At 74.3% G+C, this 22556-nt stretch carries 22 protein-coding genes; 10 read left to right on the top strand and 12 right to left on the bottom strand.

Annotated elements, in window-relative coordinates; all coding sequences use genetic code 11:
• Nucleotides 1-7: 7 nt before the first annotated feature.
• Nucleotides 8-349 (top strand): PadR family transcriptional regulator, encoded by a 342-nt coding sequence (locus GA0070564_RS18980; RefSeq protein ID WP_091610367.1) that lies wholly within the window; start codon nt 8-10, stop codon nt 347-349.
• On the top strand, nt 346-1293 hold the full coding sequence (locus tag GA0070564_RS18975) for a permease prefix domain 1-containing protein (RefSeq protein ID WP_091609994.1): 948 nt from the start codon (nt 346-348) through the stop codon (nt 1291-1293). The genes GA0070564_RS18980 and GA0070564_RS18975 overlap by 4 nt, the downstream gene beginning before the upstream one ends.
• A 44-nt stretch (nt 1294-1337) precedes the next feature.
• On the opposite strand, the gene GA0070564_RS18970 is transcribed toward GA0070564_RS18975, so the two are convergent.
• Nucleotides 1338-2018: a TetR/AcrR family transcriptional regulator C-terminal domain-containing protein gene (locus tag GA0070564_RS18970; protein ID WP_091609993.1), complete on the bottom strand. Its 681-nt coding sequence runs from the start codon at nt 2016-2018 to the stop codon at nt 1338-1340.
• A 47-nt stretch (nt 2019-2065) separates the two neighbouring features.
• On the opposite strand from GA0070564_RS18970, the gene GA0070564_RS18965 reads away from it, so the two are divergent.
• The 5 genes from GA0070564_RS18965 (at nt 2066) to GA0070564_RS18945 (ending at nt 7219) form a co-directional block, all read left to right on the top strand.
• On the top strand, nt 2066-3064 hold the full coding sequence (locus GA0070564_RS18965; RefSeq protein WP_091609992.1) for a glycoside hydrolase family 113 protein: 999 nt from the start codon (nt 2066-2068) through the stop codon (nt 3062-3064).
• Nucleotides 3065-3220: 156 nt separating this feature from the next.
• Nucleotides 3221-4498 (top strand): sensor histidine kinase, encoded by a 1278-nt coding sequence (locus tag GA0070564_RS18960; protein WP_091609991.1) that lies wholly within the window; start codon nt 3221-3223, stop codon nt 4496-4498.
• Nucleotides 4495-5187, top strand: coding sequence for a response regulator (locus GA0070564_RS18955; RefSeq protein WP_091609990.1), 693 nt, complete (start codon nt 4495-4497; stop codon nt 5185-5187). The genes GA0070564_RS18960 and GA0070564_RS18955 overlap by 4 nt, the downstream gene beginning before the upstream one ends.
• Nucleotides 5188-5267: 80 nt before the next feature.
• Nucleotides 5268-6161, top strand: a complete 894-nt coding sequence (locus GA0070564_RS18950) for an ABC transporter ATP-binding protein (RefSeq protein WP_091609989.1) — start codon at nt 5268-5270, stop codon at nt 6159-6161.
• Complete coding sequence (locus GA0070564_RS18945; protein ID WP_091609988.1) at nt 6158-7219, top strand: ABC transporter permease; 1062 nt, start codon at nt 6158-6160, stop codon at nt 7217-7219. Before GA0070564_RS18950 ends, GA0070564_RS18945 begins: the two co-directional genes overlap by 4 nt.
• 63 nt (nt 7220-7282) lie before the next feature.
• Here the strand turns inward: GA0070564_RS18945 and GA0070564_RS18940 are convergent, their stop codons facing one another.
• The 7 genes from GA0070564_RS18940 to pgsA form a co-directional block, all read right to left on the bottom strand.
• Complete coding sequence (locus GA0070564_RS18940; protein WP_088970887.1) at nt 7283-8035, bottom strand: YebC/PmpR family DNA-binding transcriptional regulator; 753 nt, start codon at nt 8033-8035, stop codon at nt 7283-7285.
• A 227-nt stretch (nt 8036-8262) separates the two neighbouring features.
• Nucleotides 8263-8868 carry a pyridoxal 5'-phosphate synthase glutaminase subunit PdxT gene (pdxT, locus tag GA0070564_RS18935; protein ID WP_091609987.1) on the bottom strand — a complete coding sequence of 202 codons (606 nt, stop codon included), beginning with the start codon at nt 8866-8868 and terminating at the stop codon, nt 8263-8265.
• 2 nt (nt 8869-8870) lie between these two features.
• The gene (gene pdxS, locus GA0070564_RS18930) at nt 8871-9791 is read right to left on the bottom strand and encodes a pyridoxal 5'-phosphate synthase lyase subunit PdxS (RefSeq protein ID WP_091609986.1); all 921 of its coding nucleotides are present in this window, start codon (nt 9789-9791) and stop codon (nt 8871-8873) included.
• Between the two features lie 431 nt (nt 9792-10222).
• Nucleotides 10223-10726: a hypothetical protein gene (locus GA0070564_RS18925; protein ID WP_091610365.1), complete on the bottom strand. Its 504-nt coding sequence runs from the start codon at nt 10724-10726 to the stop codon at nt 10223-10225.
• An 82-nt stretch (nt 10727-10808) separates the two neighbouring features.
• Complete coding sequence (locus GA0070564_RS18920) at nt 10809-11969, bottom strand: glycosyltransferase family 4 protein (protein ID WP_091609985.1); 1161 nt, start codon at nt 11967-11969, stop codon at nt 10809-10811.
• Between the two features lie 70 nt (nt 11970-12039).
• The gene (locus GA0070564_RS18915; RefSeq protein WP_091609984.1) at nt 12040-12981 is read right to left on the bottom strand and encodes a phosphatidylinositol mannoside acyltransferase; all 942 of its coding nucleotides are present in this window, start codon (nt 12979-12981) and stop codon (nt 12040-12042) included.
• The gene (gene pgsA, locus GA0070564_RS18910) at nt 12978-13598 is read right to left on the bottom strand and encodes a phosphatidylinositol phosphate synthase (RefSeq protein ID WP_091609983.1); all 621 of its coding nucleotides are present in this window, start codon (nt 13596-13598) and stop codon (nt 12978-12980) included. Before pgsA ends, GA0070564_RS18915 begins: the two co-directional genes overlap by 4 nt.
• 240 nt (nt 13599-13838) lie before the next feature.
• Here pgsA and GA0070564_RS18905 point away from each other — a divergent pair, with 240 nt between their 5' ends.
• Nucleotides 13839-16001, top strand: a complete 2163-nt coding sequence (locus GA0070564_RS18905; RefSeq protein ID WP_091609982.1) for an elongation factor G-like protein EF-G2 — start codon at nt 13839-13841, stop codon at nt 15999-16001.
• A 40-nt stretch (nt 16002-16041) separates the two neighbouring features.
• On the opposite strand, the gene GA0070564_RS18900 is transcribed toward GA0070564_RS18905, so the two are convergent.
• Entirely contained in the window at nt 16042-17043 is a 1002-nt protein-coding gene (locus tag GA0070564_RS18900; protein WP_245670117.1) for an aldo/keto reductase, read from the bottom strand.
• Between the two features lie 124 nt (nt 17044-17167).
• Between GA0070564_RS18900 and GA0070564_RS18895 the strand changes: the two genes are divergently transcribed.
• The gene (locus tag GA0070564_RS18895; protein WP_245670104.1) at nt 17168-17653 is read left to right on the top strand and encodes a hypothetical protein; all 486 of its coding nucleotides are present in this window, start codon (nt 17168-17170) and stop codon (nt 17651-17653) included.
• Between the two features lie 18 nt (nt 17654-17671).
• Here the strand turns inward: GA0070564_RS18895 and GA0070564_RS18890 are convergent, their stop codons facing one another.
• Together GA0070564_RS18890 and thrS are read right to left on the bottom strand one after the other, a co-directional pair.
• On the bottom strand, nt 17672-18217 hold the full coding sequence (locus tag GA0070564_RS18890; protein WP_091609979.1) for an HIT family protein: 546 nt from the start codon (nt 18215-18217) through the stop codon (nt 17672-17674).
• A gap of 61 nt (nt 18218-18278) precedes the next feature.
• The gene (gene thrS, locus GA0070564_RS18885) at nt 18279-20303 is read right to left on the bottom strand and encodes a threonine--tRNA ligase (RefSeq protein WP_091609978.1); all 2025 of its coding nucleotides are present in this window, start codon (nt 20301-20303) and stop codon (nt 18279-18281) included.
• A 211-nt stretch (nt 20304-20514) separates the two neighbouring features.
• On the opposite strand from thrS, the gene GA0070564_RS18880 reads away from it, so the two are divergent.
• The gene (locus tag GA0070564_RS18880; RefSeq protein WP_091609977.1) at nt 20515-21468 is read left to right on the top strand and encodes a DUF1775 domain-containing protein; all 954 of its coding nucleotides are present in this window, start codon (nt 20515-20517) and stop codon (nt 21466-21468) included.
• Between the two features lie 139 nt (nt 21469-21607).
• Here GA0070564_RS18880 and GA0070564_RS18875 read toward each other — a convergent pair whose 3' ends face one another.
• Nucleotides 21608-22522, bottom strand: a complete 915-nt coding sequence (locus GA0070564_RS18875) for an ADP-ribosylglycohydrolase family protein (RefSeq protein ID WP_091609976.1) — start codon at nt 22520-22522, stop codon at nt 21608-21610.
• Between the last annotated feature and the right edge of the window lie 34 nt (nt 22523-22556).

The raw sequence follows: 22556 nt of genomic DNA, 5'->3' as shown, positions 1-22556 counted from the left end.
GCCGCTCGTGGTGAACGACGACATCCTGCGGACCCATCTCCAGGAGCTGCGCCGGGGCACGGCGGTGCTGGCGAGCCTGATCGCCCTGCGCCGCCCCGACTACGGCTACGCGCTGCTGCAACGACTCGCGGCCCACGGCTTCCCGGTCGACGCGAACACGCTCTATCCCCTGCTGCGTCGGCTGGAGGAGCAGGGGCTGCTGACCAGCGAGTGGAACACCGCGGAGAGCCGACCGCGCAAGTTCTACCGGACCAGCGCCGACGGCGAGACGCTGCTGGGCCGACTGCTCGACGACCTCGCCGCCGTGCAGACCTCCGTGGCCGGGCTGATCGAAGGAGTAGCCGAATGAACACCCTGACCGACCGCTACCTGACCGCGACGCTGCGATCCGTGCCGGCGCAGCGCCGCGAGGAGATCGCCACCGAGCTGCGGGCCGCCATCGCCGACATGGTCGAGGACCGGGCCGGCGCCGGGCAGGACCCGGCCACCGCCGAACGGGAGGTGCTCACCGAGCTGGGGCCGCCGGACCGGCTCGCCGCCCGGTACACCGACCGCGTCCTGCACCTGATCGGCCCCACCTACTACCTGATCTGGTGGAACCTGCTGCGCCGGCTGCTCACCTACATCCCGGCCCTGGTCGCGGTGGTGGTGGGGGTGGTCGAGGCGGCGACCGGCTCCCCCGCGGGCGCGATCGGCGCGGGGATCAGCGCCGGAATCCAGACCACGGCGCAGATCGCCTTCTGGACGACGCTGGTCTTCGCCGTACTGGAACGCACCCGGGCCCCGCTGGACCTGCCCGCGTGGACCCCGGACCAGCTTCCCGCGGTACCGGTCGAGCGGGACCTGCGACTGACCGACACCTGCGCCTCCGTGGCGATGCTCGTGCTCTTCGGCGGCTTCCTGGTCGTACAGCACTTCAGCTCCTGGTTCACCGGTGGGGACGACCGGAACGTCCCCCTGCTCGACCCCACACTGTGGCGGAGCTGGCTGCCGGTGCTGCTCGCCGTCCTGCTGCTCGGCGCGGCCTTCGAGGTCGTCAAGTACCGGGTCGGGCGGTGGACCTGGCCGCTGTTCGGCGCCCGGCTCGCGCTCGACCTGGCCTTCGCCCTGCCCGTGGTGTGGCTGCTGCACACCGAACGACTGCTCAACCCGGAGCTGGTCCGGCGGGTCGACTGGCTCGGCGAGGACGGCAACCTCACCACGCTGGGCACCGTCGCGATCGCCGGCACCGCCGGGATCATCCTCTGGGGCCTGGTCGAGGCCGGCATCAAGACCCGCCGGGCCACCCGCTGACCGCGGCCGGCCCGGCGCGCACGGGGGGTGTCGGGCCGGCCGCGTCACGTCAGTCGGGCGGCGATCCCGTCGAGCACGATCTCCAGTCCGGCCTCGAACGCCTCGGTGGCGTGGAGCTGTCGACCCTCGGTGAAGATCCGGGCCAGCGTGGGGTGCCGGCCGCCGGCGACGGCCCGGGCCAGGTAGGAGAGCTGCGCGGGGGCGGGCACGTGGGCGGTCGCCCCGGCCGGCACCCGCAACAGCTCCAGGTGCAGCTGACCGATCAGGTAGCCCAGGAAGGCGTCGGCGGCGTGCATCAGCTCGGTCACCGCGAGGCCCGGCCGGTCCAGCGCCGCGAAGAGCCATTCCTGGTACGCCAGCCCGTGCGGCCCGTACGGCGGGCGGCTGCCGAGCAGGCTCACGTACCAGGGATGACGGCGGGCCACCAGCACGGTCGCGGCGGCGAGGGCCCGCAGCCGGGCCCGCCAGTCGCCGACCCCGGCGGCGGGCAGCGCGATCTCGCCGCAGGTGGCGTCGGCGAGCAGGTCGAGCAGGTCGTCCCGGGAGTCGAGGTGGCGGTAGAGGCGCATCGGCAGCACGTCGAGGCGGGCGGCGACGCCGCGCAGGGTCACCGCGTCCAGGCCGCCGGCGTCGGCGAGGGCGCCGGCCGCCGCGACGATCGCCGGCCGGTCGAGCAACGGGCGGTGGCGACGGGACGGCTCCGGGCGTTCCCAGACCACGCTCATGGCGCTACAGTACCGTGACTGATACAGCGTATCGATAAGGAGTGGCCATGCGGATCCGGGGCGTCGTCTACGACACCGGCGTGGAGCTGCTGCCCGGCCGTCCCTCCCGCCCCGACTTCGACCCGGACCAGGTCCGTCGGGACCTGCGGACGATCCGCACCGAGCTGGGCGCCAACGCGGTACGCCTGATCGGCCGTGACCCGGCGCGGCTGCGTACGGCCGGCACGCTGGCCGCCGAGGCCGGCCTGGCGGTGTGGGTCTCCCCCGGCCTGATCGACGTCACCCCCGCTGCCGCCCGGGCACACCTGGCGGTCTGTGCGCAGGACGCGGAGCGGCTGCGCGCCGAGGGCGCCGACGTGGTGCTGGTGGCCGGCTGGGAGGCCACCCTGTTCCTGCGCGGCATCGTGGCCGGGGCCACCGCGGCGCAGCGGGTGGCCACCCTGACCAGCCCCCGCCGGCTGGTCGCCAGCACCCTGCGGCACGGCCCGTTCCCGTGGGCCCTCAACCGGCACCTGCGGCGCGCCGCCGCCACCGCCCGGGCCCACTTCGCCGGCCCGGTGACCTACGCGGCGCTGGACTTCGAGACCGTCGACTGGACGCCGTTCGACCTGGTCGGCGTCGACCACTACCGGGCCGGGCAGAGCCGGCCGGAGTGGGCCGGGCGGATCGCCGGCTGGCGGCGGCCCGACCGGCCGGTCGTCCTCACCGAGATGGGCTGCGCCACGTACGCGGGGGCGGCGCAGCGCGGCGCCACGGCCTGGACCGTGGTCGACCGGGACGCCGACCCGCCGCGGCTGCGCGAGCCGGTGACCCGGGACGAGGCCGGGCAGGCCGAGGAGGTCGGCGCGCTGCTCGACGCGGCGGAGGCGGCCGGCGTCGAGGGCGCCTTCGTCTTCAGCTACGCGGCGTTCAGCTATCCGCACCGACCCGAGCCGGAACTCGACCTGGACGCGGCCGGCTACGGCCTGGTGGCCGTGCTGCCCGACGGGCGGGTGCGGCGCAAGGCCGCCTTCGCCGCAGTGGCGCGCCGCTTCGGCGGGAGCTGACCGCCGGCCGGTGGTTCCCGTCCCGGCACGGGGCAGGGCGGAAACCACCGACGCGGACGGCGGCGGGACGCCGGGGCCGGCCGGCCTGCGTCCCGCCGCCCGGGCCCGGCCGCACCCCGGCCGGGTGCCGGCAGGTACGGATGGCATGGTCGTACGGTGAGCACCGCACCCGCCGGATGGCGACGGCCCCCGCCCACCATCGAGCAGAACCGCACCGACCTCTGGATCGGCCTCGCCGTCACCGTCCTGGCCCTGTTCGAGCTGACGCTGGCCCGCAGCACCGGGGCATTCCTGCTCGGGCCGCCGCCCAGCCTGGCCGAACAGCTCTGGTGGACCGTGGCGGCCACCGCCCCGCTGGCGGTCCGGCGACGCTATCCCGCCACCGTCGCCGTACTCGTGTCGATCGCGTTCGTCGCCGGGCAGGCCCGCGCCGTCCCGCTGTCGCAGCTGCCGTCCGGGGCGCTCTTCACCGCGCTCTACACCCTCGGTGCGTGGGGCACCGACCGGCGGCTCGCCGGCCGCATCCGGGTGGGCGTCATCGCCGCGATGTTCGGCTGGCTGGGAGTGTCGCTCGCGCTGCGCGCGGACCAGATCTCGGCGCTTGCCTTCGACGACGCGGCCGGGCCGGTGCCGCCGGTGCTCGCCGCGGTGATCAACGGCGTGCTGTTCAACGTGCTGTTCTTCGCCTTCGCCTACTACTTCGGCCAGACCGCCTGGGTCGCCGCGTGCCGTCGGCAGGAACTGCGCGAGCAGGCCGAACAGCTCCGCCGGTCGCAGGAGGAGGCGCGGGAACGCGCGGTGATGGGTGAACGGGTACGGATCGCCCGTGAGCTGCACGACGTGGTCGCCCACCACGTGTCGGTCATGGGGGTGCAGGCCGCCGCCTGCCGGCGGGTGCTGGACCGGGACCCGGACAAGGCCCGGACCGCCCTGAGCGCCATCGAGGACACGGCCCGGACGTCGGTCGACGAGTTGCGCCGGATGCTCGGCGTGCTGCGCGACCCGGGCGTCGGGCCCGGCGACGCACCGGCGGACACCGCCGGCATCGACCAGGTGGGTGCGCTGGTGGACCGGGCTCGGGAGACCGGGCTCCGCGCCGAACTCGGCGTGTTCGGCGACCCGCTTCCGCTGCCCCGATCGGTGTCGCAGGCGGCGTACCGGATGGTGCAGGAGGCGGTCACCAACTCCGTCAAGCACGCCCACGCCACCTCCCTGGACGTCCGGATCCGCTACCTCGCCCGGGAGTTGGAGGTGGACGTCAGCGACGACGGGCGCGGCGGCGTGCCGCAGGGCGACGGCCTCGGGCTGATCGGCATGCGTGAGCGGGCCGCCGCCCACGGGGGAACGCTGGAGGCCGGGCCCCGGTCCGGTGGTGGCTTCCGGGTCCGCGCCCGCATCCCGTTGCCCGTCGAGACCGCAGGACGGTCGGCGTGAGCGCCCCGGCGGCCGACCGGCCGATCCGGGTCCTGCTCGTCGACGACCAGCACCTGGTCCGCAGCGGCTTCCGGGTCATCCTCGAGGTGGAGGAGGACATCGAGGTGGTGGGCGAGGCCGCCGACGGTGAACGGGCCGTGTCGATGGCGGCCGCGCTCCGTCCGGACGTGGTGTTGATGGACGTGGAGATGCCGGTGCTCGACGGGTTGGCCGCGACCGGTCGGATCACCGGCGCCGGGGACCCCGACGGCCCGGCGGTGCTGATCCTCACCACCTTCGACAGGGACGACTACCTCTTCGCGGCGTTGCGCGCCGGGGCGAGCGGCTTCCTGCTCAAGAACGGCACCCCGGAGGACCTGATCGAGGCGGTGCGGGTGGTGGCCCGCGGCGACGGGCTGATCGCCCCGGCGCTCACCCGGCGGGTGATCTCCACCTTCGCCCGCCCCGGCGCTCTGCCGACCGGTCCTCGCCACGAGGCCTCGACGGCAGAGCTGACACCGCGCGAGCGGGAGGTGCTGGCGCTGGTCGCGCGCGGGTCCAGCAACGCGGAGATCGCCGCCGTCCTGCACGTCGGCGAGGCGACCGTGAAGACCCACGTGAGCCGGGTGCTGGCGAAGCTGGGCCTGCGCGACCGCGTCCAGGCGGTGATCTTCGCGTACGAGCACGGGCTGGTGCGGCCCGGCGGGTGACGGGTCCACCGAGCGACGGACCTCGTCGATCAGTCCCTGGTGGGACGACGAGCCGCCCGGGCGTCCGTAGCGTCGCCGGCATGACCAGCGTGCTCCACCTGGACGGCGTCGACCGAAGCTTCGGCGGCCGTCAGGTGCTCTCGGACGTCTCCTTCGACGTGACCGCCGGCCGGCTGACCGGGTTCGTCGGCGGCAACGGTGCCGGCAAGACCACCACCATGCGGATCATCCTCGGTGTGCTCGCCCCCGACGCGGGGCAGGTGACGTGGCAGGGGCGACAGCTCACCCGCGACGCGCGACGGCGGTTCGGCTACATGCCGGAGGAACGAGGCCTCTACCCGAAGATGACCACCCGCGAGCAGGTGGTCCACCTCGGCCGCCTCCACGGCCTGGGCCCGGCGGCGGCGCGCCGCCGCACCGACGAGCTCCTGGAGCGGATCGGCCTGGGCGAGCGCGGCGACGACCTGCTGGAGACCCTGTCCCTCGGCAACCAGCAGCGGGCCCAGATCGCCGCCGCCCTGGTGCACGACCCGGAGGTGCTCATCCTCGACGAGCCCTTCTCCGGGCTCGACCCACTGGCCGTCGACACCGTGGTCGCCGTGCTGCGGGAACGCGCCGCCGCCGGCGCGCCCGTGCTCTTCTCCAGCCACCAGCTCGACGTGGTCGAACGGCTCTGCGACGACCTCGTGATCATCGCCGGTGGCACGATCCGGGCGGCCGGCCCCCGCGACGAGCTGCGGGCCGCGTACACGTCACCCCGGTTCGAGCTGGTGGTCGACGGCGACGCCGGATGGCTGCGGGACCAGGCGGGCGTCAACCTGGTCGATCTCGACGGGAGACGCGCGGTGTTCGACCTCGCGCCGGCGGTCGACGACCAGTCGGTGCTGCGCGCGGCGCTGGCCCGTGGCCCGGTGCGGGTCTTCCACCCCGTCACCCCCTCCCTCGCCGAGATCTTCCGAGAGGTCAACCAGTGAACACCTACCAGGCCACCCGGCTGGTCGCCGCCCGCGAGATCAAGGTCAAGCTCCGCGACAAGTCGTTCCTCTACGGCACCCTGATCTTCCTGCTCATCGCGGTCGCCTCCACCGTCCTGCCGGCGCTGTTGCAGGGCGGTCCGTCGACGGTGGCGGTCACCGCCGCCCAGGCCGGTCCGCTGCGGACCGCCGGCCTGGACGTCCTCGTGGTCGCCGACGACGCCGAGGCGGAGCGGGCGGTACGCGCCGGCGACGCCGACGCGGCCGTCGTCGCCGGACCCACGGTGATCGGCGACGACCGGGCCCCGGACGACGTGGTGCGGGCGCTCAGCACGGCCCCGACGGTGCGGCTGCTCGACCCGGACGCGGTGGACCCGGTCACGGCCTACCTGGTGCCGTTCGCCTTCGCCTTCGTCTTCTTCGTCATGTCCCAGACGTTCGGCATCCAGGTGGCGCAGAGCGTCACCGAGGAGAAGCAGACCCGGATCGTGGAGATCCTGGTGGCGGCCGTGCCGGTCCGGGCGTTGCTGGCCGGCAAGATCCTCGCCGCCGGAGCGCTGGCGCTGGGCCAGGTCGCCCTGATCGCGCTCGCCGCGCTGGCCGGGATGCGCCTGGCCGGAAGTGGTGACCTGCTCGCCCTGGTCGCCCCCGCGCTGGGCTGGTTCGTGCCGTTCTTCCTGCTCGGCTTCCTGCTGCTGGCGGCGATGTGGGCGGCGGCCGGGGCGCTGGTCAACCGGCAGGAGGACATCGCCGGGGCGTCCACGCCGGTGCAGCTGGCAGTGATGGCCCCGTTCTTCGCGGTGGTGTTCCTCAACGACAACGCGACCGCGATGCGGATCCTGTCGTACCTGCCGATCTCCTCACCGACGGCGATGCCGGTCCGGCTGTTCACCGGGGACGCGGCCGGCTGGGAGCCGTTCGTGGCGCTGGCGCTGCTGCTGCTCACCGCCGCCGGCTTCCTCGCCGCCGGGGCGCGGGTCTACGAGGGCTCGCTGCTGCGGACGAACGGGCGCACCTCCGTGCGGGCGGCCTGGCGGCAGCGGGAGCGGATCGGCTGAGCCGCAGACGCGACAGGCGCCGGCCCCCGCGAGGGTGCCGGCGCCCGTGGCGGCGGACCGGGATCAGGCGTCGACGGCCGCCATGACCTCGTCCGGGACGTCGAAGTTCGCGTAGACGTTCTGCACGTCGTCGCAGTCCTCGAGGACGTCGATCAGCTTGAACACCTTGCGCGCGCCCTCCTCGTCCAAAGGCACGTTGACGCTCGGGATCAGCGACGACTCGGCCGACTCGTACTCGATGCCGGCGTCCTGCAGGGCGGTGCGGACCGCGATCAGGTCGGTCGGCTCGGAGACCACCTCGTACGCCTCACCGAGGTCGTTGACCTCCTCGGCGCCGGCGTCGAGGACCGCCATCATCACGTCGTCCTCGGTGGTGTCGGCCTTGGGGACGATCACCACGCCCTTGCGGGAGAACATGTAGGACACCGAGCCGGCGTCGGCCAGCGAGCCGCCGTTGCGGGTCAGCGCGGTGCGCACCTCGGTGGCCGCCCGGTTGCGGTTGTCGGTGAGGCACTCGATCAGCATCGCCACGCCGTTCGGGCCGTAGCCCTCGTACATGATCGTCTGCCAGTCGGCGCCGCCGGCCTCCAGGCCGGAGCCGCGCTTGACCGCGCGGTCGATGTTGTCGTTCGGGACCGAGTTCTTCTTGGCCTTCTGGATGGCGTCGAAGAGGGTGGGGTTACCGGCCGGGTCACCGCCGCCGGTCCGCGCCGCGACCTCGACGTTCTTGATCAGCTTGGCGAACATCTTGCCGCGCTTGGCGTCGATGACCGCCTTCTTGTGCTTGGTCGTCGCCCACTTTGAGTGGCCGGACATCTGTTACCTCCGTTGCTACCCGCCGTCTGCATCGACCGCACCGCGCACGCCCCGCTCCCGCCGGCGCACGCGGAGGTGCCGGTCAGCTCTGGTGGAAGCCGTGGCGGGCAGATGGCCCTGCCGAATCTCGGCAATCCTACCGACGCCGGCCGGGCGGATGTCACGCGCCGCACTGCGGCGACCTCGGCAGGGCGCCACAGTGCGGCAAACCGGTGGAAACCGCCGGTTCAGGCCGTGGCCCGCACCAGTTCCACGAAGTACGCGTGCAGCCGCCGGTCGCCGGTCAGCTCGGGATGGAACGAGGTGGCCAGCAGGTTGCCCTGCCGGACCGCGACGATCCGGTCGGCCGCCGGACCTCCCGCGACCCGGCCCAGCACCTCCACCCCGTCGCCGACCCGCTCGACCCACGGCGCCCGGATGAAGACCCCGTGGAACGGGCCGCCCTCGACGCCGGTGACCTCGACCGGCGCCTCGAACGAGTCGACCTGCCGGCCGAAGGCGTTGCGCCGCACGGTCATCTCGATGCCGGCGAAGCCCCGCTGGTCGGGCCGGCCGTCGAGCACCTCACCGGCCAGCATGATCATGCCGGCGCAGGAGCCGTAGACCGGCATCCCGGCGGCGATCCGCTTGTCGATCGGCTCGCGCAGCTCGAAGATGTCGACGAGCTTGCTGATCGTGGTGGACTCGCCGCCCGGGATCACCAGGCCGTCGACCGCGTCCAGCTCGACCGGGCGGCGCACCGGGCGGGCGTGGGCGCCGGCCGCGGCGAGCGCGGCCAGGTGCTCGCGGACGTCGCCCTGCAGGGCGAGCACGCCGACGACGGGCGGGCGCATCGTCACCAGCCGCGCTCGGCCAGGCGGTGCGGCTGCGGGATCTCGTCGACGTTGATCCCGACCATCGCCTCGCCGAGGCCCCGGGAGACCTTTGCCAGCACGTCCGGGTCGTCGTGGAAGGTGGTGGCCTTGACGATCGCGGCGGCCCGCTGGGCCGGGTTGCCGGACTTGAAGATGCCGGAGCCGACGAAGACGCCCTCGGCGCCCAGCTGCATCATCATGGCGGCGTCGGCCGGGGTGGCGATGCCGCCCGCGGTGAACAGCACCACCGGCAGCTTGCCGGTCTCGGCGACCTCCTTGACCAGCTCGTACGGCGCCTGGAGCTCCTTGGCGGCGACGAACAGCTCGTCGGCCGGCAGCGAGCTCAGCCGGGCGATCTCCTGCCGGATCCTCCGCATGTGCATGGTGGCGTTGGAGACGTCACCGGTGCCGGCCTCGCCCTTGGAACGGATCATCGCCGCGCCCTCGGTGATCCGGCGCAGCGCCTCGCCCAGGTTGGTAGCGCCGCAGACGAACGGGACGGTGAACTGCCACTTGTCGATGTGGTTGGCGTAGTCGGCCGGGGTGAGCACCTCGGACTCGTCGACGTAGTCCACGCCGAGCGCCTGGAGGACCTGCGCCTCGACGAAGTGGCCGATCCGGGCCTTGGCCATCACCGGGATGGAGACCGCCTCGATGATGCCGTCGATCATGTCCGGGTCGCTCATCCGGGAGACGCCGCCCTGGGCCCGGATGTCGGCGGGCACCCGCTCCAGCGCCATCACCGCGACGGCGCCGGCGTCCTCGGCGATCTTCGCCTGCTCGGGGGTGACCACGTCCATGATCACGCCGCCCTTGAGCATCTCGGCCATGCCGCGCTTGACCCGCGCGGTGCCGACGACGGGGCCGGTGGCGCCGGTGTTGGGAGAGGTGGATTCGGACACGGGTCATCGCTCCTTGGGACGGACACTCGGGGTGGAACGCTGCCAGGCTACGACGGCGTCGACGCTGGTCCGACAGCCAATCAGACCCCCGGTGGCCTGCCCTGTGGCCCCGATCACCCCTGCTGGGGGGGCCGCTCCCCCGCCGGACCCCCTCGACGCGACGCAGCCCAAGGCGGGAAGGCCCGAACCAGCCGGCGACCGTCCGGGCCGGGGCGCGTGGGCGAGCGCGGGACGCGAAAATCGTCGCGAGCGCGATACCTCAGAGTCATTTTGATACCTCTGAGGTATCGCGCTCACAGCTCTCGTTGCGCCGCCCGCCGTCAGCGGCCTCACCGCAGCCCGCGACCACGCCGACGCCGACGTCAACGGCCCAACATGCCGTAACCCGCGGCCACAGCGACGTCGGAAGGCCCGACATGCCGCAACCCGGGTCAGCCGGTGGTGACGTCGGCCGGGACGGTCAGGGTCGGGTCGTCGATGTCGAAGTAGCGGGGCCAGGTGTGCCGCCGCCCCATCCGGAACAGCCGCACCAGCGGGCGGCTACGCGCCGTCCGGGCGTCCCGGACCAGGTCGGTGTGCACCTGCCGGGCCAGCGCCAACCGCCGGCTCGCCGCCACCACCGCCTCGCAGTCCCGGTCGGCCGGGTCCAGGTCCACCGTACGCAGCTGCCGGGTCAGGTCGTTCTCGGCCGCCTCCCGCTCCTGCGGCGCGGCGTCCAGGGCGATCCGGGCCGCCGCGTACAGCTCGACGCCGTACCGGCGCTCGGCCAGCACCGCGGCGGCCGCCGCCCGGCGCAGCAGGTGGGCGTCCAACGCCCGGGCCGCCAGCTCCGCCCGGGACTGCAACCGTTCGACCCGCCCGGCGGTCCAGGTCAGGTACGCCGCCACCAGCCCGAGCACCAGACCCGCACCCACCAGCCACCACATGCCCGGCATCGTAGTGCCGCCCGGTTCCCCGCCCGGCACGGACGCGGCCGTCGTCACGCGAACGTCACATCCGCACCAACGGCACCCCGACTCAGGGCAGGCCCACCCACTCCTGGTCGATGACCCGCCCGTCGGTGGCCTCGATCGCGGCGGCGTACACCTCCACCACGCGGCGGGCCACCACCGGCCAGTCGAAGTGGGTGACCACCTGGTCGCCGCAGGTGGTCAGGGCGGCCCGCCGCGCGGGGTCGTCGAGCAGCTCCGCCAGGGCGGCGCGCAGCGCGGCCGGGTCACCGGTCGGGAAGAGCCGGCCGGCCCGACCGCCGTCGAGCACCCGGCGGAACGCGTCCAGGTCGCTGGCGACCACGGTGGTGCCGGCGGCGAGCGCCTCGGTGAGGATCATCCCGAAGGACTCCCCGCCGATGTTCGGCGCGACGTACAGGTGCACGCTGCGCAGCATCCGCGCCTTGTCGGCCTCGGAGACCAGGCCGAGGAAGGTGACCCGGTCGTGCAGCCCGGCCGGGATCCGGTCGAACAGGTCGTCCCGGTCGCCGGGCCCGGCGACCAGCAGCCGCAGCCCCGGCCGCTGGGCGGCCAACGCCACGAACGCGTCGCGCAGCACCGGGAAACCCTTGCGCGCCTCGGTGAAGCGGCCCAGGAAACCCAGCGTCCCGCCGACCCCCGGCCCGCACTCCCCCGGCCAGCCCGGCAGCGGCTGCGCGTCGACGAACTTGGCGACCGTCACCCCGTTGGGGATCTCCACCGCGCCGCCGTCCATGTGCTCGACCTGCACCTTGCGGGCCAGGGCGCTGACCGCGATCCGGGCGGTGATCCGCTCCAGCAGGATCTGGAGCACCCCCTGCGCGGCCGACAGCACCCGGGAGCGGGTCATCGCGGTGTGGAAGGTGGCCACCACCGGGCCCCGGGCACAGAGCACCGCCAGCATCGACAGGCTCGGCGTGAGCGGCTCGTGCACGTGCAGCACGTCGAACTCGCCCCGGGTGATCCAGCGCCGCACCCGGGCGGTGGAGACCGGCCCGAACGCGATCCGGGCCACCGACCCGTTGTACGGCAGCGGCATCGCCCGCCCCGCCGACACCACGTACGGCGGCAGCGCGGCGTCGTCGTCGGCCGGGGCCAGCACGCTGACCTCGTGTCCCAGGCCGATCAGCGCCTCGGCCAGGTCGACGATGTGGTTCTGCACCCCGCCGGGGACGTCGAAGGAGTACGGGCACACGATGCCGATCCGCACGTCAACGCCTCTCGTCCGCGCGCGCGGGGTCCCGCCGCGCCGCGTCGTCGGCGACCAGCCGGCCGCCCACTCAGACCGAGCCGGTGGTGGCCGGCGGCTGCACCGGGGCGGACCCGCCCCGAGCGGCGCCGGGCTGGTCCAGCCACATCCGCTGCAACATGTGCCAGTCTTCCGGATGCCGGGCGATGCCCGCCGCCAGACCGTCGGCAATCTGCTGGGTGAGCCGGCGTACCCGCTGGTCCAGCGGGCCGCTGTCCGGGTCGGGCAGCTCCAGCGGGCCCTCGAGCGAGGCGCGGGCGGCGTCCGGTTCGTACCACATCGAGGCGACGTAGAGCGGCGCGCCGGTGCGGATCGCCAGCAGCGCGCAGCCGGCCGGCATCCGGGTCCGACCGCCGAAGAAGTCGACCTCCACGCCCCGGGCGGAGAGGTCCCGGTCGGCGAGCAGCGGCACCACCGTGCCCGCCTGCACCCGGTCCACCAGCACGTCGAAGGCCGGCCGGTCACCGCCGTGGGTGGGCAGGATCTCCATGCCGAGGCCCTGGCGGAAGGCGAGGAAGCGCTCGTATACGGCCTCCGGCTTGAGTCGCTCGGCGACCGTGGTGATCGGCCAGCCGGTGGCCGCCACCCAGGCGCCCGCGGCGTCCCAGTTGCCGGCGTGCGGCAGCGCCACCACCGCGCCCCGACCGGCGGCCACGTCCGCGGCGAGCTTCTCCGCGCCGTCCAACCGGAATCCGGCCAGGATCTGCTCCCGACTGCACGAGGGCAGCCGGAACGCCTCCATCCAGTACCGGGCGTACGAGCGCAGGCCGCGCCGGGCCAGCTCGTCCAGCTCCGCCTCGGGCACGTCCGGGCCGACCACCCGGCGCAGGTTCGCGCGGAGTCGGGCCGTACCCCCGCCGCCCCTGCGGTGGGCGCGGTCCGCGCCCGCCCGGAAGGCCGCCGCCACCACGGGCCGGGGCAGCGCCCGGACCAGGCGCCAGCCGGCGACGTAGCCGAGCTCGGTGAGGTTCACTGCGGGCCGACCCGCTGGGCCTGCCGGTACACGTGGGCCATCCGCTGCCCGACCGTGAAGATCGACACGGCGGCCAGCAGCCACAGCGCGATCTCCAGGGCCAGCGGCACGCCGAAGCCGGTGAGCAGGCCGCCCACCCCGACGATCAGCAGCCGTTCGGTGCGCTCGGCGATGCCCACGTTGCAGGTCATCCCGAGCCCCTCGGCGCGGGCCTTGACGTAGGAGACCAGACCGCCGGCGGCCAGGCAGATCAGCGCGGCCGCCGTCCCGGCGTGGTCGCCCTCGGTGGCCAGCCAGTACGCCACCGCGCCGAAGACGGCGCTGTCGGCGATCCGATCCATGCTCGAGTCGAGGAAGGCGCCGAACCGGGTGGAGCCCCCGCTCATCCGGGCCATCGTCCCGTCGAGCAGGTCGGTCAGCGCGAAGAACGTCACGACCAGGGCGCCGGCGACCAGGTGGCCGCGGGCGCCGAGGCCGAGAGCGCCGACGAGCACGCCGAGGGTGCCGGTCACGGTGACCGCGTTGGGGGTGACGCCGGCGCGGAGCAGGCCGCGCGCGATCGGCTCGACGACGCGGGTCATCCCCGCGCGGGCCGACACTTGGAAGATCTTCGCCATGGCGGTCCCACGATAACGGCCCGCGTTGCGACGCGGTACGCCCGGTCAGCCCGGAGCCTTGTGCCGGGTCGGCAACGGGTGTGAGATCGGACGTGGCGGGGTGAGCCAGCTCACCCGGCCACCCGTCCCGTTACCGCAGGGCAGCAGAGCACCGGAGGATGTCGCCGCGGAACCCGCTCGGGCCGCTTCCCGTCGCGCGCGGCGGACACCACCCACCACGGCTGAGGGAGGTGCGCCCGGATGGCGCAGAAAAATCAGGAGAAGGGTGTCACCGGCGGCGCGCCGGTGGTGACCGGGCCCGACAGGGTTCGCAACGTGGTGCTCGTCGGGCACTCCGGCGCGGGCAAGACCACGCTGGTGGAGGCGCTGCTCGCCGCCACCGGCACGATCGGTCGGGCCGGCACGGTCACCGACGGCACCACCGTCTGCGACCACGACCCGGCGGCCGTACGCCAGCAGCGCTCGGTGAGCCTGGCCTGCGCCCCGCTGGTGCACGACGGCGTCAAGGTCAACCTCCTCGACACCCCCGGTTACGCCGACTTCGTCGGTGAGCTGCGGGCCGGGCTGCGGGCCGCCGACGCGGCGCTGTTCGTGGTCTCCGCCGTCGACGGGATGGACGCGGCCACCGCGGCGCTGTGGGAGGAGTGCGCGGCGGTCGACATGCCGCGCGCCGTGGCGGTGGCCCGGCTGGACCACCCGCGCGCCGACTTCGACGAGGCGGTGGCGCTGTGCCAGCGGGTCTTCGGGGACAACGTGCTCCCGCTCTACCTGCCGATGCTCGGTGACGACGGGGTCTCCACGGCCGGGCTGCTCGGCCTGATCACCCAGCGGGTCTTCGACTACACCGCCGGGCACCCCGCCGCCGTACGCGAACCGGACCCGGAGCACCTGCCGGCCATCGGCGAGTCCCGCGGCGAGCTGATCGAGGGGATCATCGCCGAGAGCGAGGACGAGACCCTGATGGACCGCTACCTCGGCGGCGAGGAGATCGGCACCGACATCCTCATCGAGGACCTGGAGAAGGCGGTCGCCCGCGGCCACTTCTATCCGGTGGTGCCGGTCTGCGCCGGGACCGGGGTCGGCCTGGACGCGCTGCTGGAGGTGCTCACCGCCGGCTTCCCGTCGCCGCTGGAGCACGACCTGCCCGCGGTCACCGGGGTGGACGGCTCCCCCCGGCCGCCGCTGACCTGCGACCCGGACGGCCCGTTGGTCGCCGAGGTGGTCAAGACCACCGTCGACCGGCACGTCGGGCGGGTCTCCCTGGTCCGGGTCTTCTCCGGCACCCTCCGGCCCGACCAGGTGATCCACGTCTCCGGGCACGGCCTGACCGAACGCGGCCACCCCGACCACGACGCCGACGAGCGGGTCGGCCACATCTACACCCCGCTGGGCGCGACGCTGCGCGAGGCCGACGCCTGTGTGGCCGGCGACCTCTGCGCGATCACCAAGTCGGGCAGCGCGGAGACCGGCGACACCATCTCCGCCAGGGACGAGCCGCTACTGATCGCCCCCTGGGACATGCCCGAGCCGCTGCTGCCGGTGGCGATCGTGGCGAAGAGCCGGGCCGACGAGGACGCCCTGGCCCGCAACCTGGGCCGGCTGGTCGCCGGTGACCCGACCATGCGGCTGGAACGCAACCCGGAGACCCACCAGCTGGTGCTCTGGTGCATGGGCGAGGCGCACGCCGACGTGGTGCTGGACCGGCTGCGCAGCGGCGGCGTCGAGCTGGAGACCGAGCCGGTGCGGGTGTCGCTGCGGGAGACCCTGACCGGCGCCGCCCGCGGGCACGGCCGGCACGTCAAGCAGTCCGGCGGCCACGGCCAGTACGCCGTCTGCGACATCGAGGTGGAGCCGCTGCCCCGCGGCGCCGGCTTCGAGTTCGTCGACAAGGTCGTCGGCGGGGCGGTGCCGCACAACTACATCCCGTCGGTGGAGAAGGGCGTCCGGGCCCAGCTGGAGCGCGGCCTGGTCGCCGGCCACCCGGTGGTGGACCTGCGGGTCACCCTGGTCGACGGCAAGGCGCACAGCGTCGACTCCTCCGACGCGGCCTTCCAGACCGCCGGGGCGATGGCCCTGCGCGACGCCGCCGACAAGGCCGCCCCGGCGCTGCTGGAACCGGTCGACGAGGTGACCGTCCGGGTGCCCGACCCGTCGGTCGGCGCGGTGCTGGGCGACCTGTCCGGCCGGCGCGGCCGGGTGCTCGGCACCGAACCCGACCCGGACGCCGAGGGCCGCACCCTGGTCCGCGCCGAGGTGCCGGCCACCGAACTGCTCCGGTACGCGGTCGAGCTGCGCGCGATGACCGCCGGCACCGGCACCTTCCGTCGCGAGTTCGCCCGCTACGACCCGATGCCCACCCACCTCGCCGACCAGCTGCGCAAGGAACACGCCGCCGACGGCTGAACCCCGACCCGGCCCGGGCCGCCGTCGTGGGCGACGGCGGTCAGGGGCGGGCGGTGGGCACCGACGGCATCGGCCAGAACGGGCGGTCGGCGTCGCGCAGGGCCGCCGAGCGGACCGCGGCGAGGCGGCGCTCCACCTCGGCGAACTGGTCCGGGGCGAGCGGGCCGAGGCGCAGCGCCGCGGCGTTCTCCTCGACCTGGGCCACCGTGCGGCAGCCCGGGATCGGCACCGTCCGGCCGCTGCGGGCCCAGATCCAGCCCAGCGCCCCCTGGGCCGGGGTACGGCCGTCGGCGGTCAACGCGTCGCGTACCGCCGCCGCGCGGCGCAGCCACTCCGGGGCGGGCCGGCCGCCGCGGAACCACTCCAGCCAGGTGGGCCCGGTACCGCGTACGTCGTCGCGGGGCAGCGTGGAGCCGGCGGCGTACTTGCCGGTGAGCAGGCCCATCCCGAGCGGGCCCCGGGCCACGCTGGCCAGGTCGTACTTCTCGCAGACGGCAAGCAGTTCCGGGGCGTCGCGCAGCACCGACAGGCCATGCTGCACGGCGGTCGCCGAGGTGCCCCGCCGGCCGAGGGCGGCGGCCCGGTCGGGCCGGTCGGTGCTCCACCCGTACGCCCGGACCAGCCCGTCGGCGACCAGCTCCTCGCAGGCGCCCAGCAGCGCCTCCGCCCGTGGCACCGGCAGGTCGCCCAGGTGCAGCTGGTACAGGTCGATCCGGTCGGTGCCGAGCCGGCGCAGCGAGGCGACCACCGCCCGGCGCAGGTACGCCGGGCTGGTGTCCTCACCGGTGGCCTGCCGGGCGTCCTCGTCGAAGGTGTACCCCCACTTGGTGGCGATCACCGCCTCGTCGCGTCGGCCGGCGAGCGCCCGGCCGAGGATCCGCTCGCCGTGCCCCGCGCCGTACGTGTCGGCGGTGTCGAAGAGGGTCACCCCCAGGTCCAGGGCCCGGTGGACCGCCCGGACGGACTCCTCGTCGTCGACCGGTCCCCAGCCCAGCGGTCGGCCCGCCTCGGCCCAGGGGCCGCCGATCGCCCAGCACCCCATGCCCAGGGCGCTGACCTCGATGCCGCTGCGGCCCAGCGTCCGCGTCGTCACTGCCACCGACGCATCGTGCCATCCTGTCGGGCCGGGCGGGCGGGATGGTGACCGTTGGTGCATGATCGACCGCATGCGGCTGTTGGGAGTGGACGTCGGCGGCGTGATCATCGAACCGGCCGACTCCGACGAGGACACGTCGTTCTTCGGGGCGAACTGGCGGCTCACGCCGGCGGTGCCGGGGGCCTTCGAGGCGCTGGCGACGCTGGTCGGGCTCGCCGACGAGGTGCACGTGGTGTCCAAGTGCGGCGAGTCGACCGAGCGGCGTACCCGGGACTGGCTGGCCCACCACGGCTTCCACGACCGCACCGGGATCGGGCCGGAGCGGCTGCACTTCTGCCGCAGCAGGCCGGAGAAGGGGCCGATCGCGGCCCGGCTGGGGCTCACCGACTTCGTCGACGACCGGTTGGAGGTGCTCGGTTACCTGGACACCGTCGGGCACCGGTACCTGTTCCGCCCCCGGCCGGCCGAGGTCGCCGCGCACACCGGGCACCTGCCCGGCGTACACCGGGTGGAAAGCTGGCCGGAGCTGGTGGCCGCGTTCCGCGCGGCCGGCTGACCCGGCGCGCCTCGACCCTCAGGCGGGCCAGGCCTTGGCGAACAGCTCGCGGGTGTCGGCCAGCAGCTGCGGCAGGACTTTGGTCCGCCCGACCACCGGCATGAAGTTCGCGTCGCCGCCCCACCGGGGCACCACGTGCTGGTGCAGGTGGGCGGCGATCCCGGCGCCGGCCACACCGCCCTGGTTCATCCCCAGGTTGAAGCCGTGCGCGTTGCTGACCTGCCGCACCACCCGCATCGCGTCCTGGGTGAAGGCGGCCAGCTCGGCGGTCTCCGGCACGTCCAGCTCGGTGTAGTCGGCCACGTGCCGGTACGGGCAGACCAGCAGGTGCCCGGGGTTGTACGGATAGAGGTTGAGCACCGCGAAGACGTGCTCGCCCCGGGCCACCACCAGGCTGGTCTCCGGCGGCAGGCCGGGGGCCAGGCAGAACGGGCAGCCGGTGGGCTTCTCGTAGCCGCCCTCGGGCCGTTCCTCCCCGGAGATGTAGGTCATCCGGTGCGGCGTCCAGAGCCGCTCCAGACCGTCCGCCAGTCCGTCGTCGAGGTGCCGCTGCGCGCCCGTCACGCTGGCGATCCTACGGTCCGGGCGGGCCGGCCGCCGAGCGGCACGGCCCGCCCGGGCTCCGTCAGGTGTTCGGGGTGCCGGGCGCGGTCGGGCCGGCGTTGGTCCGGGAGCGGACCACGTCCAGCACGTGCGCCGCCGCCTCGTCCAGCGGTACGCCGTTGCGCTGCGAGCCGTCCCGGTAGCGGAAGGAGACCGTCCCGGCGGCCACGTCGTCGTCGCCGGCGATCACCATGAACGGGATCTTCTGCTGCTGGGCGTTGCGGATCTTCTTCTGCATCCGGTCGTCGCCCATGTCGACCTCGGCCCGGATCCCCTGCCGGCGCAGCGTGTCGGCGAAGCCCTCCAGATAGTCGGCGTGGTCGTCGCGGATCGGGATGCCGACCACCTGCACCGGGGCCAGCCAGGCCGGGAACGCGCCCGCGTAGTGCTCGGTGAGCACCCCGATGAACCGCTCGATCGAGCCGAACTTCGCGCAGTGGATCATCACCGGCTGCTGCCGGGTGCCGTCCGCCGCCTGGTACTCCAGCCCGAAGCCCTTCGGCTGGTTGAAGTCGTACTGGATGGTGGAGAGTTGCCAGGTGCGGCCGATGGCGTCCTTGGCCTGCACGGAGATCTTCGGGCCGTAGAACGCCGCGCCGCCCGGGTCGGGCACCAGGTCCAGGCCGGTCTCCCGGGCGCACTCCTCCAGCACCACGGTCGCCGTCGCCCAGTCCTCGTCGGACCCGACGAACTTGTCCAGCTTGTTCTCGTCGCGGGTCGACAGCTCCAGGTAGAAGTCGTCGATGCCGAAGTCCTTGAGCAGGCTCAGCACGAAGTTCAGCAGGTGCTTGATCTCGCCCGGCGCCTGCTCCCGGGTGCAGTAGGAGTGCGAGTCGTCCTGGGTCAGGCCGCGCACCCGGGTCAGGCCGTGCACCACGCCGGACTTCTCGTACCGGTAGACCGACCCGAACTCGAACAGTCGCATCGGCAGCTGCCGGTAGGACCGCCCGCGGGACCGGTAGATCAGGTTGTGCATCGGGCAGTTCATCGCCTTGAGGTAGTAGTCCGCGCCCTCGAGCTCCATGGGCGGGTACATGCCGTCGGCGTAGTAGGGCAGGTGGCCGGAGGTGTGGAAGAGCCCTTCCTTCGAGATGTGCGGCGTTCCGACGTACTGGAAGCCCTCCTCGATGTGGCGGGCGCGGACGTAGTCCTCCATCTCCCGCTTGATCACGCCACCCTTGGGGTGGAAGACCGCCAGGCCGGAGCCGATCTCGTCGGGGAAGCTGAACAGGTCGAGGTCCGCGCCGAGCTTGCGGTGGTCGCGCCGGGCGGCCTCCTCGAGGAGCTTCAGGTACGCCTTGAGCTCGTCGCGGGTCGGCCACGCGGTGCCGTACACCCGCTGCAGCTGCGGGTTCTTCTCCGAACCCCGCCAGTAGGCGGCGGCCGAGCGCATCAGCTTGAACGCGCCGATCAGCCGGGTGTTCGGCAGGTGCGGGCCGCGGCACAGGTCCGACCAGCAGACCTTGTCCTCGTTCGCGGCGAGGTTGTCGTAGATGGTCAGCTCACCGCCGCCGACCTCCATCACCTCGGAGGAGTCCAGCCCCTCGCCCTTGACGTCCACCAACTCCAGCTTGAACGGCTCGGCGGCCAGCTCGGCCTTCGCCTCGTCCAGGCTGCCGAAGCGGCGGCGACGGAACCGCTGGCCGGACTTGACGATCTCCTGCATCCGCTTCTCGAGCTTGGCCAGGTCGTCCGGCTGGAACGGCTTGTCCACGGCGAAGTCGTAGTAGAAGCCGTTCTCGATCGGCGGGCCGATGCCCAGCTTGGCCTCGGGGAAGACGTCCTGCACCGCCTGGGCGAGCACGTGCGCGGTGGAATGGCGCAGCACGTTGAGCCCGTCCGGGGTGTCGATGGCGACCGGCTCCACGCTGGTCTCCTCGGCGGGCGTCCAGTCCAGGTCGCGCAGCTGGCCCTGCGGGTCGCGGACCACCACGATCGCCCTGGGGCCGCTGGTGGGCAGGCCGGCCGCGGCCACCGCGTCGGCCGCCGTCGTCCCGGCGGCGACGACGACGGGGTCGGCCACGACGGGGGTACGGGGTGCGGACACGGTGGCTCCTGTCGTCGATCCGGATCTGGGGCGCCGGCTCACCGGCTCCTGCGATGCTATCGGTCGCCCGTCGACGTGCCGTCGGCGACGCCGGGTCCGTCCCCGCCGGTGGCGTCCGGTTCGGCCCCCCGTTGAACCTTTCTGCTCCCCGGGCCGAACTACCGGGTGGGGCCGGAGCCGGTGCCGGCCCGGTGCGAACGGATGGGGCGACATGACGATGACCCGTCGGGTCCGGGCGGCGCTGCTGCTGACCGCCGTGGCGACCGGAACCCTGGCCGGGCCGGGTACCGCCTCGGCGGCGGGTCCGGGCGCCGGGATCTCCGGCCCGCCGAGGGGAGCCGCGGTGGCCGTTTCCGGTGCGGCGGTGGGGGTGACGGTGACGACCACCCCGGCGCAGGTGCACCAGGGGGACGCGGTCGAGGTGGCCGTGCTGCTGCCCGAGGAACGGGCCGGCAGCCGGACCACCCGGATCGAGTTGCGGATGCCGCCGGACGCCCCGATCGGGGAGGTCTATCCGTTGTCCGTGCCGGACTGGGCGCCCCGGATCACCACCCGCACCCTCGACCGCCCGGTCGCCGGCATCCACTCCCCCGAACTCGACCAGGTGACCGAGGCCGTCACCTGGACCAGGGCGCCCGGCGCCGGCACCGGACCCGCCCGGCTCTCCCTCGGCATGGGACCGATGCCCGCCACCGACCGGGTGAGGTTCCAACTGATCCAGACGTACGCCGACGGCACCGTCGTCCGGTGGGCGGACCCGGCCGGCGGGGCACATCCCGCGCCGACGATCCCGCTGCTGCCGGCCCTGCCCGTCTCGGGCGGCCACGCCGGGCACGGCGGCACCGACGCCGGGGGTCCGGCCCAGCAGCCCGGCTCGGCGCCCGGGTCGGACGGGGCACCTGGGGCGTACCCGGGGCCGGACGGGGGTCGGGCGCCGACGGCGGCATCCGGCGACGGGCCGAGTGCCGACCTGCTGCTGGGCGGGGGGCTGCTCGCCGGGCTGGGCGGCGGGGCCGCGATCGGCTGGCTGGTCAGCCGCCGCCGACACCACGCACTAGCCCTCCCGACCGACACCCCCGCCCCCGCCCCCGCCCCCGACGCCGACCCCGACCCCGACAAGGACCGCGACCTAGTCCCCGCCGACACCTCCAGCGCCCCTCGCTGAAGCCCGCCGAGCGCACAACTTCACCGAAACAGTCCCCTCCCCAGCGAAGGAGGCAACTACTTCCACGGAGTTGCGCGGATCTTGACGCGAAGCGCCGCAGCGGGCGGCGGCGCGGGGACGACGCGATCGGGGTGGGGTGTCAGGGGAGCCAGGTGGGGAGGGGTTCGCGGGCGCCCAGCCAGCCCGACGGGACCCCGGCGGGGGTGCCGACGCCGGAGTAGGCGGCCACCACGGCACCCACGATGGCGGCGGTGGTGTCCACGTCCCCGCCCGCCTCGACGCAGGCGCGCAGCGCCGCCGGATAGTCGTCGAGGTGGCTGGCGGCCACCCAGAGGGTGAACGGCACGGTGTCCTGCGCGGTGATCCGGGAGCCGTTGCCCAGCGCGTCCACCACCCGCGGCAGCGGCCGGCCGAGCAGGGCGGCGGCCCGGCGTACCCCGTCGTGCACCTCGCCGGCCGGGTCGAGGGCGGCGGTGACCGCGGCCAGCAGCCGGGCCGGCTCGGGGCGGTCGCCGGCCAGCCGGGCGCGGGCGGCCAGCGCGGCGGCGACCGCCACCGCGACCGCGCCGGCGATCCCCTCCGGGTGGGCGTGGGTGACCTCGGCGCAGGCGCGGGCCTGGTCGGCGGCGCGCCGGGTGGAGTCGGCGAACCAGGCGCCCAGCGGGCCGACCCGCATGGCGGCCCCGTTGCCGCAGGAGCCCTGCCCGTCGAAGGCCGACGCGGCGGCCACCGGCCAGGGGGTGCCGCCCCGGATCAGTTCGAGGATGCCGACCGCCCCGGCGCCGTAGCGGCGGGCCGGGTCGTAGCGCCGCGCGAAGGAGGTGGCCAGGGCGTCCCGGTCGACCTCCCCCGCGGTGGCGAGGACCGCCAGCACCGAGCAGGCCATCTCGGTGTCGTCGCTCCACGGCCACGGACCGGTCGGCGGATCACCCCAGGGGGCCACCGCGTCGCCGGGACGGAAGAAGGTCCCGCCCAGCGCGTCGCCGACCGACAGGCCGGTCAGGGCGTCCCGGGCCAGCGCCAGCCGGGTGTCGGGGAAGAGAGTGAACGCCATCGTCGTCCCAGCTTGCCCGGTTCCGGGGTGTGCC

This window comes from Micromonospora mirobrigensis, from assembly GCF_900091555.1.
GTDB classification, from domain to species: domain Bacteria; phylum Actinomycetota; class Actinomycetes; order Mycobacteriales; family Micromonosporaceae; genus Micromonospora; species Micromonospora mirobrigensis.
Note: the sequence above shows the minus strand (reverse complement) of the source record. Positions and strands in the feature narration are given on the sequence as shown.

Coding starts and splice junctions, on each gene's coding strand:
- GA0070564_RS18925 (WP_091610365.1), bottom strand. CDS start 10,726: ATGCCGGGCATGTGGTGGCTGGTGGGTGCGGGTCTGGTGCTCGGGCTG.
- GA0070564_RS18875 (WP_091609976.1), bottom strand. CDS start 22,522: ATGGCGTTCACTCTCTTCCCCGACACCCGGCTGGCGCTGGCCCGGGAC.
- GA0070564_RS18975 (WP_091609994.1), top strand. CDS start 346: ATGAACACCCTGACCGACCGCTACCTGACCGCGACGCTGCGATCCGTG.
- GA0070564_RS18900 (WP_245670117.1), bottom strand. CDS start 17,043: ATGGGGTGCTGGGCGATCGGCGGCCCCTGGGCCGAGGCGGGCCGACCG.
- GA0070564_RS18970 (WP_091609993.1), bottom strand. CDS start 2,018: ATGAGCGTGGTCTGGGAACGCCCGGAGCCGTCCCGTCGCCACCGCCCG.
- GA0070564_RS18905 (WP_091609982.1), top strand. CDS start 13,839: ATGGCGCAGAAAAATCAGGAGAAGGGTGTCACCGGCGGCGCGCCGGTG.
- GA0070564_RS18880 (WP_091609977.1), top strand. CDS start 20,515: ATGACGATGACCCGTCGGGTCCGGGCGGCGCTGCTGCTGACCGCCGTG.
- GA0070564_RS18950 (WP_091609989.1), top strand. CDS start 5,268: ATGACCAGCGTGCTCCACCTGGACGGCGTCGACCGAAGCTTCGGCGGC.
- GA0070564_RS18940 (WP_088970887.1), bottom strand. CDS start 8,035: ATGTCCGGCCACTCAAAGTGGGCGACGACCAAGCACAAGAAGGCGGTC.
- pgsA (WP_091609983.1), bottom strand. CDS start 13,598: ATGGCGAAGATCTTCCAAGTGTCGGCCCGCGCGGGGATGACCCGCGTC.
- pdxT (WP_091609987.1), bottom strand. CDS start 8,868: ATGCGCCCGCCCGTCGTCGGCGTGCTCGCCCTGCAGGGCGACGTCCGC.
- GA0070564_RS18965 (WP_091609992.1), top strand. CDS start 2,066: ATGCGGATCCGGGGCGTCGTCTACGACACCGGCGTGGAGCTGCTGCCC.
- GA0070564_RS18895 (WP_245670104.1), top strand. CDS start 17,168: ATGCGGCTGTTGGGAGTGGACGTCGGCGGCGTGATCATCGAACCGGCC.